Raw genomic sequence first — 13,292 nt, forward strand, 5'->3', positions numbered from 1 at the left:
CCCCATTTATCGCGAGCGTATTTTACGAAAAATCTGTATCAATTTTGTCCATCATCCTCTGATGTGGGGGTGATATGAAACCGCCACAAATGAAGCACATTCCCTTGATAGTTTTCGGGAATACGCACGCCTAATTTACTCGCATCCACTTTAGGCGTGAAAGAGGTAATTTGCCCATTATCTGACGTAGCATTTTTATACCGATTTGAAACCATTCCACTGAGATAGCCAATGGTATCAAAACCTTGATTTTCTGACGGTGTCTCTGGCGCGATTGCTATTTCGCAAAAGTCCAATTTGCCATCGCTGATTTTTGCAGTCTTAGTGAATTTATTCCATTCGCCATAGTGCATTAGGAACCAAGCTATTTGTTTTTCCTCGGCATCCAAAATTTCTTCCAAGCCTGCATGGAGCGATATGCGTTCAATCGTAAAATTAGTTTCTCCGGAATGACCGATATCGCGAGCTTTCGAAGTATCGGCATACAAACGCAATGAAAGTGGCGAAACCGTGCCTATCAGCGAGTCTCCTATTGCACTCATTTCATTATTTTTCATCGCAACCGGGAATGTCAGCCGAAAGTCCTTGCTTTCGGGGCACTTGAGCACAGATGAATCAATTAAAGTCCAAGTATTCCAACGAGACCAATAAATCGCGAACTTTAAAGGAATGCCCATTATGGCAGCATAACGAGTCAACGATTCCAAGTATGCTTGCTTAATTCGAAACGGCTGAGGCGGATTCTTCTCATAATGATTTTTTACCTCCACTAAGAATTCCGTCCCTTCAGATGTGACTATCCGGAAGTCAGGTCTATTAATGCCCTCGCATTCGCTAAAAAACATACCCGCGTCTTCTTCCAGAATTAACTTACACTTGCCCAAGGCGGCAGCGACATATGCAAACATAGACTGAACCCGCTGCCCGTGAATACGAATAGGGTTCGCCTTCTGCTCACTCAATACCCCTTCGATTTTGCTCAAAAAATTCCCACAGGCAGGCCCATCAACAAGTGACGTATCATGCGAATAGGCGCTATCGCCTAAGATACGCAAGAGTTCGCTGGGAATATGGTCGCTACGTTTCAATGAATGAAGCATTACTTCGTAAAGTCATTGTTCAAGAAAACTTGATTGTTGAAGTTGCATCACAGTTTAAACTCCTAGCAGATTTCACGCAAGCAACCCTCTTGATTCAACGCCTACAAGTCCTATCTGAATGAAACTCAAACGAACGCACATCGCCGTGCCCCGCGCGCCATTATGCCACGGCTGTTCAAGGTAGTGCTCGTTCCTCGCCTCCACCTTGACAGCCGTGTTTTTCTGCGCCTATCGGGGCACAGCCGAAAAAACACAAGGAAGTTTCATTGCGCCGCTCGCTGGCGGCTGGCCGATGTTCCGTCCGGCAATGGTGTGCGAAGGTTTAACATGGTCGCGCCACCGTGCGTTGCCCGCTTTGCCCGTGACCTGCGAAAACGCGCAGAAACGCTGGACTGCCCGAATAAGGCCGACGCCCGCACCGATTCCACAAAGAAGCAAACGCCATCGGACATCACATCGCAGGCAACTGCCAAAACCGCCATCGTGCCCAATCGCAATTTGCGATGAAATCGCATTGCCTCCCTCAATTCCGCAAAAAGAACCGAGTGTGACGTGCAACTGTCCCGAATCTTGATTTAAGACGTGCAAAATCGTAAAAATCAGGCAGTTTAGAAAGAGAATATGTATTCAATAACTGAATACATACAAGGTGAAAGCTATGCTGGAATGGGCACTAGGTTGCCACAAGGTTGTCAAAAACGCTTCTTTTTGCTTCCCTTGATTGCTCTTTTCTGCTACTGTATTCTTGTCGTAAAACATTAATAATCAACAAGTCCGCTAATCTCAACGACTTAATCGAAAGCACGGAATAGGGTTCGAATCCCTCCTCCTCCGCCATGCGGCTTCGGTGTAGTGAAATTACTTTTCGGAGGTTTTTTCTTTTGAGGGTATGGGAATCCCTTCATCCAAGGCTTTATCTCTTCTTTTGGCGCGAAGGTAGAGTTCGTGCACTGCATCAGCGGCATCCGTCCCTATGACTCTTGCTTGATCATCAGACATATTGTTTTTCGAGGGAATCATGAGATTTTTGCCTTCCAAATATTGATATACTGTTTGGTGGCGCTTTACACCGGTTTTGTCGTAAAACTCAACCATGAGACCGAAGACATCTTTGATTGATCGCGACATCCAAATCTTTTCATAAAGGGCCGGATCGACAAGGCTCGGAGGCGGCGGGTCTAACAGATCAGCCAATCGAGGTTGTAGTTTAGCGGCAGATAGCTCAGCGCGGAGGGTTTCCAGTCTTCTTTTATCCGCTCTATCCTCCCATTCCTTTGTCCTGTTTCTTCGCTCTTCCTTGTTGACGATTTCAGACTCGAGACGGGCAATGCGCTCGACGAGATAAACGCGATATCTTGCTTCGCTATCTATTTCCAATCGTGCGTTGTGTTGGCCGATGTGTCTTCCAATATAATAGGCAGCAATGACGGCACTCAACGCAATGACCACAAATGCGAGAATCCAAACTTTCCCTGCTATGCTTTTCTTGGTTGCGCGTTCGCTGCCGCATGGATCCATATCAAACCGTTGCTGTGCGTTCATAGGGCTATCGTGCTATTGTTTCCGCATAGGTGTGGGCGAGTTTTTTCACCGAGACGAATTTGTCCTGCCAAATGCGTCATTTTCGATTGCGATTGGTATTACTGCTCCGCGGTGAAAATATAATTGCCGGATTCGATGGTGTAGACGGCCTTGTTATTGGCGCCGGCATCATGCAGGGCGCGGACGCCCTTGGCGTTTGCGACTGCAACACCGCCTTCGCGCACGGTTGCCGGATTTTTGGTCGGAATGTGGACCGTGGCGGTCGAGCCGGTGGGTATTGAGATTTTCAATACAAATTTTCCGCCTTCCTTTTTCCATGCGCACGCGACCGGGCCGCGAGGTGATTCGTAGGTGGCGCGGGCCCAGGTGATGTCTCCGACGACTTGGGGCTTGATGAAGATTTTGCGGAAGCCGGGGCCTTCGGGATCGGGCTGCACGCCCACAAGGTCGCCGTAAAACCATTCCGTAACCTGGCCGAGCATGAAGTGGTTTTGCGAGGTTTGGCGGCGGGCGTTCCATGCCTCGGTCAGGCTGGTCGCGCCTTGGGCGAGTTGGTAGGCGTAACCGGGTTTTTCGTCGCCTCGCGTGAGCATTTTGTGGATGAGGTCGGAGCGGCCGTTGTTGGCGAGGGCGCGGAGGAGATAGCGATAACCGACATCGCCCGAGGTGACTCCGTAGTCGTCGGCTTGAAGGCGCGCGACGAGTGTGTCGAACGCGACTTTGCGACGTTCGGGCGGGACAAGGCCGAGCGCGAGGGGCATGGCTTGCGCGGTTTGCGAGCCGGTGGCGTAGGTGGCGATGTTTGGATCGTCGGTGAAGGGTTTTTGCGCGGGGTCGCCGTCGTTGTTGAGGAAGGCGCGGTTGAAGGCGTCGGCGATTTTTGCGGCTTCCTTGTTCAGGCGCGAGGCGTCGTCTTCGCGGCCGATGACGGTGGCGATGCGCGCGAGCGTGTGTGTGATTTCGTAATAAATGGCGGTGGCGGTGAGGGGCACGGGGGTGAGTTGCGAGACGCCGGGGCGGCGCGGCCCGGAGTCAAACCAGTCGCCAAGGCCGTGCGAGAGGATATATTTTTTGGCGCGGGTGTTGAGATAGTCGACGTAGTCATCCATCGCGTCGAAGTAGTCTCGCAGGGGTTTGTCGTCGGCGGTCCAGATGTAGTGCTGCCAGGCGGCGAGGACAAACGCCGCGCCCCATTCGGGGGAGTCGCGGAAGCCGCCGGCGAAGATGGTGTATTCGGGCGCGATGTCGGGGACGAGGCCGGAGGGGAGTTGCGAGTCGGCCATGTCGCGGAAGCATTTTGCGAAGAGGCGCGCGGCGTCCCATTCGTAGCGGAGCGCGGGGCCGTTGAGGTGGTATTGTTCGAGCCAGCCGAGTTTTTCGCGGTGCGGGCAGTCGGTGAGGACATGCGCGAGGTTGCTGCGCTGCGCCCAGCGCACGAGCGTGCGGATGCGGTTGAAGAGTTCGTCCGAGCAGGCGAAATCTCCTGCGGTCGGCGTGTCGGAATGGGTGACGAGTGATTTGATTTTTTCGACGACGGGGCGGTTTTGGCCGCCGTCGGGCGGGATGCGCTCGACCTGAATGTAGCGCGTGCCGTGGTAATAGGTGTCGGGCGTCCACGATTCACCGAAGGGATCGCCGCGCAGCGTGTATTGCCAGTAGGCGGCGCCTCCGCCGACCGACCTGCGGTCGAGCGCGCCGGTGTCGGGATCAACGAGCTCGGCGGGCGTGAGGCGCACGATGGAGCCGGCGGGGCCGCGCACGGTGAGCGAGGGCATCATCGAGGCGTTTTGCCCGAAGTCGATAATGCTGACGCCGTCGCGTATTTGTTTTTCGGATACAGGTGAGAATTTCTCGAAATGGTTGAAATGCGGGGATGCGAGCGAGAGTCCGCGGAATTTGCCGGCGGGGCCGGGGGTGGTTGCGGCGGGCGTCCACGCGCTGTCGTCAAATCCGGAGTCGGTCCAGCCGCGCGGTTCGAGGCGGGCGTCGTAGTCCTCGCCGCCGTAGAGGTTGGAGTAGGTGGCGGGGCCAGTCGAGACGCGCCAGGCGCCGTCGGTGCTGATTGTTTCGACGAGGCCGTCGTCGTATTCGAGGCGGATTTGTCCGTAGGCGGCAAGGGGACGGAAGGGTGTTGTGAACTTGTGATAGCGGTTCAGCGGGTCGGGCCGGATGTTGTAGAAGCCGCCGGAGAGGATGAGCGCGAGGACGTTGGAGCCCTCGTGGAGTCGCGAGGTGATGTCGTAGGTGTCGTAGAGGACGGTTTTGTCGTAGTTGGTCCAGCCCGGAGCGAGGAGGCCGGTGGTGATGCGCGTGCAACCGACGGAAAACTCATAATGGCCAAGGCCGGTGATGTGGGCGAGCGCGCGGACAAGGCCGGGGCGCACGTTGAACTTGCGGCGCAGGAGAAGGGTGGTGTTGGCGCGCGGGTTGTGGTCGGAGGTGTCGAGTCCGTCCGTGAGCGCGCCGGGCTGCCAGTTCACGCTGTCGTCGCTGATGTCGCTCGCGGTCACGGGGGCGTTGACCGCGATGTTCTTTTTGTCGGGGCCGGAAAGGACTTCGATCTGGCTGAGGGCGAGAACCGGTTTGCCGTCGGCGGGCGCGCGGAGCTTGGTTGCGGTGACTCGGAGGTAGCGCGCGATGGCGGTGTGCGTTGCCGGGGGCGTGCGCATGATGACGGCGCTTCGCGGATTGAGATCGTTTGCGGTGTCGTCGGAGATGGTGTGGATGCGGTGGGCTTTTTTGAAGGCGGGATCATCCGACGCCTCGATTTTAAAACGAACGGGAAAACCGTGCCGGTCCGGAAAACCGTGCCGGACGGCGCGAAGGATGACCGTGTCGATGGACTGCGGCGAGCCGAGGTCGAGCTGCACCCATTTGGGAGCGTTTGCGTGTTTGCCCTCGCGAGAGCAGAAGCCGAACGCCTTGCGCTCCCATTTGAGAAGCTCGGGGTCGGTGATCCATTGCGCGCCGGGCTGCCAGCCGGGGCCGAGCGGAGTGTCGAGCACGCCCGTGGTGAAGGTGGCGACGGGGCTCCACTCCGAGGCGCGAGAGCCGGGGGCGTTGCTCCATGCGCGAACTTTCCAGAAAACTTGCTGCGAGGTGGCGAGGGGGCGTCCGTTGTAGGGGATGTTGAGGGTTTCGGAAGATGTGACGCGTCCGCTATTCCAGAGGTCGCCGTAGTCGCGCGCGAGACGCTCGGCGTTCGTGGCCGCGAGGATTTCGTAGGCGACTTGGTTTTCGCCGCGCTCAGGCGAGGAGATGCGCCAGCTGAAGCGCGGCTTGTCGGAGTCGATGCCGAGCGGGCTTTCGAGATTTTCGCAGCGCAGCGAATCGACCGCAAGCGTGGCGCGCGCGGCGGATGCGAAGGCGAACAAAGTGACAATCATCGCAACCGCCGCGAAGGCGTGGCGCGACACGCATGTTTTGCAGATCATCGTTCCGATACGAAACATGAAACGATGTTTTATGCGCATGGGACGCAAGGTGAAGCGGAAACGCAGAAAACTGCGGAAAAATTACCAAATTTTTTTGAACGCATTTGATGAAAATTAAGACGTGATTTCGCGCGCTTGATTTGAGCGGGCTGGCTTGTAGTTGTTTTGCATGGTGCAACCAACCGACACGCCTCGCCGTCCCGAAATCCTCGCGCCCGCGGGGGATTGGGAATGCGTGCGCGCGGCGGTCGAGAACGGCGCCGACGCGGTCTATTTCGGACTGGAACGCTTCAACGCCCGCATGCGCGCGAAAAATTTTACGCAGGCCGACCTGCCCGCGCTCATGGAGTTTCTGCACAAGCGCGGCGTGCGCGGTTACGTGACGTTCAACACGCTTGTGTTTCCCGGCGAGATCGACGAGGCGCGCGACTACGCGCGCACAATCATCGCCGCCGGGGCCGACGCCGCCATCGTGCAGGATGTGGGCGCGTGCAAACTCATCCGCGAAATCTCGCCCGATTTTCCGATTCACGCATCCACGCAAATGACGGTCACGAGCGCGGCGGGCGTTACGCTTGCGCGCGAACTCGGCGCGTCGCTCGTGGTGCTCGCCCGCGAAAACACGCTCGCCGACATCGAGGCGATCCAGGCCGCGCAGCGCGCCTCCGGCCATGCGCCGCTTTCGATCGAGGTGTTTGTGCACGGCGCGCTTTGCGTGGCCTACTCCGGCCAATGCCTGACCAGCGAGGCGCTCGGCGGGCGCTCCGCCAATCGCGGCGAATGCGCGCAGGCGTGCCGGCTGCCTTACGAGTTGATTTGCGACGACCGCAAGGTCGACCTCGGCGACCGGCGCTACCTGCTCAGCCCGCGTGATCTCGCGGGCATCGACGTGCTGCCGGAACTCGTGCGCCTCGGCGTCGCCTCGCTCAAAATCGAGGGTCGCCTGAAATCGCCCGAATACGTGGCGAGCATCACGCGCGTTTATCGGGCGGCGCTCGATAAACTAATGAAGAATGAAAAATGTATAATGGAGAATGGCGGGGGCGATTCGCAGTCCGGGACTGCCTCGCGTTCGAAATATGAACTGGAGATGACTTTTTCGCGCGGGCTGGGGACGGGCTGGTTTCGCGGCATCGACAATCAAAATCTCGTCCACGCGCGTTTCGGCACCAAGCGAGGCGTGTTTTTGGGCGAGGTCGCGCGCGTGCAAAACGAAAGCGTCACGCTCCGCCTCGTCGCGCCGCTCAAGCCGGGCGACGGCGTTGTGTTCGACGCGGGCACGCCCGAAATCCGCGAGGAGGGCGGCCGCGTTTACCAAGTCGATGCGCGCCCCGGCGGCGAAACGACGCTGCGCTTCGGCCATGGCGACATCAATTTCGGTCGCGTGCGCTCCGGCCAGCTTTTGTGGAAAACCAACGACCCCGCGCTCGACCGTGAATTGCGCGCCACCTACGACGGCGACAAGATTCGTCACACGCGCTCCGTTGACGCCGAGGTGCACGGCCGCGCCGGCGCGCCGCTCACGCTGATTCTCAACGACCGCGCCGGGCATGTCGTGCGCGAGGATTCCGCGGTCGCGCTCGCGCCCGCGCAAACCCAGCCGCTTACGGAGGCGCGCTTGCGCGATCAACTCGGACGCCTCGGCGGCACGCCCTACAATCTTGGCAAGCTCGCTTCGCGTCTCGAGGGCGACGTCATGCTGCCGATGAGCGAGCTCAATCGCCTGCGCCGCGCCGCCGCTGAAAAACTCACCGCCCTGCGCGCCGCGCCGAAACGCTGGACGATTCGCTCCGGATCGAGTGGCACGGGCGACTCGCCCGTGTTGCATAATGCGACGAATCACGGGCGAGCCGCCCGTGCCACCCAACCCGACGCACCCGAAATCATTCCCGTCCTCCGCAATCTTTCCCAGCTTGAGGCGGCGCTCACGGTTCCGGACATCGCGACGGTTTATTGCGAGTTCGAAAACCCAAAGCACTACCGCGAGGCGGTGGCGCGCGTCCGCAATTTGGGGAAACCGGATTTTGAAATATGGGTTGCGCCGCCGCGCATCACCAAGCCCGGCGAGGAATGGATACTCGCGCAAACACGCTCGGCGAACGCCGACGGCTACATTGTGCGCAACGCCGACCACCTGCGCTACTTTGCGGACGATCGCAAACGGGGCGATTTTTCGCTCAACGTCGCCAACCAGATCACTGCCGAATATTTTCTCGCACACCACGGTCTGGAGCGCGTCACGGCATCCTACGACCTGAACATCGCGCAACTCGAGGCTCTGTTGCTGGCGTCGAACAACGATGCGTGCGCGCTCATGCCGGCATCCTACGACATTACGATTCACCAGCGCATGCCGATGTTTCACATGGAGCACTGCGTGTTTTGTTCGTTCCTCTCCGACGGCAGGGATTATCACGACTGCGGACGCCCCTGCGAAAAACACCGCGTGCGCTTGCGCGACAGGACGGGCGCGGAGTTCCCGCTCAAGGCCGACGCCGGATGCCGCAACACCGTTTTCAACAACCGCGCGCAAACCGGCGCCGAGTATGTCGCGCGACTGCTTGCGCTCGGCGCGCGCCATTTTCGCGTGGAGTTTGTTGACGAGACGCCCGGCGAAGTCGTGCAAACGCTCGCGCGCTACCGCCAACTCCTGCGCGGTGAAATCGACGGCGCGGCACTCTGGCGCGAATTAAAACTGCTCAACCAACTCGGCGTGACGCGCGGCCAAATGGAGGCCGCCCCGCGGATAATCCGCCGCAAAAGTTGACGGGAACGCGCTTGCGCCTGGGAGCGCGGGCATCCTGCCCGCACAAACCTCCAAACCTGCGGGCAAGATGCCGGCGTTCCCGGGGTGATCAGAATTTGAGATGCGCGGCTTTTTTTCGGAACACGGTTTTTGTCATTCCCTCCCATTGGAGTTTTCCACATGCTGCGCGGTTTTTATTGCACCGCGAAACCCTACCATCTGTTTGACCTAATGACCGTTGACACACCTACCATCGTCACTTTTGCCGTTTATATTGTGCTTATGCTCCTTGTGGGCTGGCTTGGATACCGCTCAACGAGCAACCTGTCCGATTACATCCTCGGCGGACGCAGGCTCGGCAGTTTTGTGACGGCGCTGTCGGCGGGCGCGTCGGACATGAGCGGCTGGTTGCTCATGGGGCTGCCCGGGGCGATTTTTCTTTCCGGCGTGTCGCAATCGTGGATCGCAATCGGCCTCATCATCGGCCAGTGGTGCAACTGGAAATTCGTCGCGGGCCGCCTGCGCATCTACACCGAAAAATGCGACAACGCGCTCACGCTCGCCGATTACTTCAGCGTGCGTTTCAAGGACAAGAGCAGCATCCTGCGCATTTTCACGGCGGCGGTGATTCTTGTGTTCTTCACACTTTACTGCGCGTCGGGTGTCGTGGCGGGCGCGCGTTTGTTCGAGTCGATGTTCGGCATGCCTTACAACACCGCGCTCTGGATTGGCGCGCTGGCGACGATCACGTATGTGTTCATCGGCGGCTTTCTCGCCGTGAGCTGGACGGACACGATTCAGGCCTCGCTCATGATCACGGCGTTGATCATCACGCCGCTCATGGTGATTTATTCGGGCGGCGGAGTCGCGCAAAGTTTTGCCGACACGGTGGCGGTGAAGCCCGGCTTCTTCAGCCTCACGCACGATCTCGACACGCTCGCCATCATTTCGCTCGCGGCGTGGGGGCTCGGTTACGTCGGGCAGCCGCACATTCTCGTGCGTTTCATGGCGGCGGAAAGCGCTGCGAAGATTCCGGCCGCGCGGCGCATCGGCATGACATGGATGGTGGTTTGCCTCGCGGGCGCGGTGGCCGTGGGCGTTTTCGGCTGGTCGTATTTCGCAAACAATCCCGCGATTGCGGGCGCGGTGAGCAAGAACAGCGAATTGGTGTTCATCGAGCTGGTGCGCAATCTTTTCAATCCGTGGATCGCGGGCGTGTTTCTGGCGGCGATTTTGGCGGCGATTATGAGCACGCTTTCGTGCCAGTTGCTCGTCACATCGAGCGCGCTGACGGAGGATATTTACCGCGCGTTTCTGCGCAAAACCGCGTCGCAAAAGGAGCTCGTCTGGTGCGGGCGCATCATGGTGCTCGTCGTCGCGGTGATCGCAATTGTCATCGCAATGAATCCGAACAGCAAGGTGCTCAAAATGGTCAGCGACGCGTGGGCCGGTTTCGGCGCGGCGTTCGGTCCCGCCGTGGTGCTGTCGCTTTTCTGGCCGCGCATGACGCGCAACGGCGCCGCCGCGGGCATGTTCGTGGGCGCGGCGACGGTGCTTTTGATGATCCTGTTCAAACATCATCTGCCCTTTGCGATTTATGAAATCATCCCCGGCTTCGTCCTCGGCGGAATTACCATCGTGGTTGTGAGCCTGCTCGGCAAGCCGCCCGCGAAGGAAATCGTCGAGCGCCACGAGGCGGTGGACGCGGAAGTGCGCGGAATGTAGGGGCGCACCTGGCGTGCGCCCTCGTTTTAGAGAATCATTTTGTTTGCGCGCCCGGCCGTAATGCGGACGGGCGCGAGGGCGCACGCGAGGTGCGCCCCTACTTGACAAACCGCCGCTTCATGACGTCGCATGGAGGGCATCATGGATCATCCCTTTCTCGACGCCCGTTTTGAAATACCCTGGTCGCGGCTTACGCCTGATCGCGTCAAGGCCGACATCACCAAGGCCATCGCCGACGCGAAGGCGCAAGTCGACGCCATCGCCGTGCTGCCGCTTGGATCGCTCACTTACGAAAACACGTTTGCCGCGCTCGAGCGCGTGACGGAACACTTCAGGGGCGTTTGGAATCGCGTCGAGCATCTGAAGTCCGTCGCGGACTCGCCCGCGGTGCGCGCGGCCTACAACGAAATGCAGCCCGCCGTCACCGCGTTTGTCGCGAGCATTCCACTCAACGCGGAATTATGGAAGCGGCTGAAAACGTATTCAGAATCCGGGGACGCGAAGGGCGCGGCGCGCAAGCCGGTCGAGCTTCGCCTCATCAGCGAAACGCTCGCGGAGTTTCGCCAGCAGGGCGCGGATTTGCCGCCGGAGAAACGCGCGCGCATGGCCGAGCTTGAAAAGGAGCTCGCGCAACTCACGCAGAAATTTTCCGAAAACGTGCTAGACGCAACCAATGCCTACGAGCTCGTGATTACCGACGAGTCGCGTCTGGCCGGGCTGCCGGAGCGCGCCAAAAACGCCGCGCGCGCCAACGCCGAATCGAAGGGACTCTCCACGCCCGAAAAGCCCGCGTGGCGTTTCACCTTGCACGCGCCGTCGCTCAATCCCGTGCTCACCTACGCGGACGATGCAAGTTTGCGCCGCGAGCTGTTCGAGGCGTCCAACGCCGTCGGCGCGCAGGCGCCATCCGACAACACGCCGCTCATTCCGCGCATCCTCGCGTTGCGCGCCGAGAAGGCCGCGCTGCTCGGCAAGGCGCATTTTCCGGACATGATTCTCGAGCGCCGCATGGCGAAATCCGGCGCGCGCGCGATCGCGTTCGTCAACGACCTGCAGCGCCGCACCAAGCCCGCCTTCGATCGCGAGTGCGGCGAATTGGAGGCGTTTGCGGGAAGGAAGGGCGAGCACCTCGCGCCGTGGGACATCAGTTATTACGCGGAAAAAATGCGCAAGAAACTCCACGATTTCGACGAGGAGGCGCTGCGCCCGTATTTCCCGGCGGATCGCGTGTTCGCGGGGCTGTTTGAAGTGTGCAATCGCATTTACGGCATCACCGTCAAGGAGCGCGAAACCGGCACGGGATCGGGCAAGGTCGAGGTGTGGCATCCCGACGTGAAGTTTTACGAGATGTATGACGCAAACGGCACGCATCTCGGCTCGTTCTACTCCGACTGGTATCCGCGCGAGTCGAAACGCTCGGGCGCGTGGATGGACGCGTTCGTCACCGGCGGGCCGCGCGCGGACGGTTCATGGGCGCCGCACCTCGGGCTGATTTGCGGCAACATGACGCCGCCCGTCGACGGCAAACCCGCGCTGCTCGACCATAGCGAAGTCGAGACGATTTTCCACGAGTTCGGGCACCTGATGCATCACTTGTTTGGGGCTGTTCCCGTGAAATCGCTCAACGGCACCAACGTCGCGTGGGACTTCGTCGAACTGCCCTCGCAGATCATGGAAAACTGGACGTGGGAGCGCGAGGGTTTGGATTTGTTTGCGCGCCATTACGAGACGGGCGAAAAAATCCCGGACGAACTTTTCCGCCGCATGATTGCCGCGCGCAATTTCCGCTCGGCGTGCGGGCAGATGCGCCAGCTTTCGTTTGGCACGATGGATTTGCTGCTGCACATCAGCGCGGGCGAGTTCAAGCGCGAGCCCGACGTAGAGCCGGGCATCCGCCGCCTGATCACCGACTGCCTGATTCCGACCAACCCGCCCGCGCGCACGAACGTGAACCGTTTTCACCATTTGTTTTCGAGCCCGGTCGGTTACGCGTCGGGGTATTATTCCTACAAATGGGCCGAGGTGCTCGACGCGGACGCGTTCACACGATTCCAGCGCGAGGGCATTTTTAACGCGGCAACGGGAAAGGCGTTTCGCGACACGGTTTTGAGCAAGGGCAACAGCGAGGACGCCGACAAACTCTACCGCGATTTCATGGGCCGCGACCCAAGCATCGACGCGCTGATGAAACGCAACGGGCTGGCGTAAGGCGACTTCCGATTCGACTTAAGTCGACCTGTGTCGATTTAAATCGATCCAAGTCGAATTAAGCCGAACGAGATGGAAATGTGGCAGCCTTTGATTGACATTGAAACCCAATCTCATCTTAGTCGTGGTTTATTTTTCTCTAAATGACGACACAACCGCATCAACGCACGCATGGCCACGGCGCACCGCAGCGCATGAAGCTTACCGAGCTTCCGACGGGGGCGTCGGGGCGCGTGTGCGAGTTGTCCGGGAAAGTCGAGGTGTGCCAGCGGTTGCGCGAGATGGGGTTTTGCGAATCGGCGGTCGTCGATAAGATTTCCGGGCGGCACACGCTTCTCTGCCAACTTTGCGGCGTGCGCGTGGCGCTCAGCTCGGTTGCGGCGCAGCATATCGTCGTCGAACCAATCCGCGGCGCGGCGGGGCGCGCGGCGTGAGGTTTCTGCAATCCTTTTTAACCGCAGATGAACGCAGATCAGAATAGCCGCAAAAAAGCGCAAGAGACGCAAAAAGGAAAAACTCCGCTTTTTGCGACTTCTG

The 13,292-nt window shown here is 59.2% G+C and carries 7 protein-coding genes; 4 read left to right on the forward strand and 3 right to left on the reverse strand.

Annotation, left to right across the window (positions count from 1 at the left end; translation table 11 throughout):
* Positions 1-38: 38 nt before the first annotated feature.
* The 3 genes from CKA38_RS10710 to CKA38_RS10725 form a co-directional block, all read right to left on the reverse strand.
* Positions 39-1,088 carry a hypothetical protein gene (locus CKA38_RS10710; RefSeq protein WP_152032813.1) on the reverse strand — a complete coding sequence of 350 codons (1,050 nt, stop codon included), beginning with the start codon at positions 1,086-1,088 and terminating at the stop codon, positions 39-41.
* An 870-nt stretch (positions 1,089-1,958) separates the two neighbouring features.
* Positions 1,959-2,642, reverse strand: a complete 684-nt coding sequence (locus CKA38_RS10720; RefSeq protein WP_152032814.1) for a hypothetical protein — start codon at positions 2,640-2,642, stop codon at positions 1,959-1,961.
* A 98-nt stretch (positions 2,643-2,740) separates the two neighbouring features.
* Positions 2,741-6,076, reverse strand: a complete 3,336-nt coding sequence (locus tag CKA38_RS10725; protein ID WP_236919000.1) for a family 78 glycoside hydrolase catalytic domain — start codon at positions 6,074-6,076, stop codon at positions 2,741-2,743.
* Positions 6,077-6,245: 169 nt separating this feature from the next.
* Here CKA38_RS10725 and CKA38_RS10730 point away from each other — a divergent pair, with 169 nt between their 5' ends.
* The 4 genes from CKA38_RS10730 (at position 6,246) to CKA38_RS10745 (ending at position 13,189) form a co-directional block, all read left to right on the forward strand.
* Positions 6,246-8,843, forward strand: a complete 2,598-nt coding sequence (locus tag CKA38_RS10730; protein ID WP_108825474.1) for a U32 family peptidase — start codon at positions 6,246-6,248, stop codon at positions 8,841-8,843.
* A gap of 210 nt (positions 8,844-9,053) precedes the next feature.
* Positions 9,054-10,547: a sodium/proline symporter PutP gene (putP, locus tag CKA38_RS10735; protein ID WP_108826543.1), complete on the forward strand. Its 1,494-nt coding sequence runs from the start codon at positions 9,054-9,056 to the stop codon at positions 10,545-10,547.
* A 141-nt stretch (positions 10,548-10,688) separates the two neighbouring features.
* Positions 10,689-12,755 carry a M3 family metallopeptidase gene (locus CKA38_RS10740; protein WP_108826544.1) on the forward strand — a complete coding sequence of 689 codons (2,067 nt, stop codon included), beginning with the start codon at positions 10,689-10,691 and terminating at the stop codon, positions 12,753-12,755.
* A 143-nt stretch (positions 12,756-12,898) separates the two neighbouring features.
* Entirely contained in the window at positions 12,899-13,189 is a 291-nt protein-coding gene (locus tag CKA38_RS10745; RefSeq protein ID WP_108825475.1) for a FeoA family protein, read from the forward strand.
* The last annotated feature ends 103 nt before the right edge of the window (positions 13,190-13,292 follow it).

Source organism: Ereboglobus luteus, assembly GCF_003096195.1.
GTDB lineage: Bacteria > Verrucomicrobiota > Verrucomicrobiia > Opitutales > Opitutaceae > Ereboglobus > Ereboglobus luteus.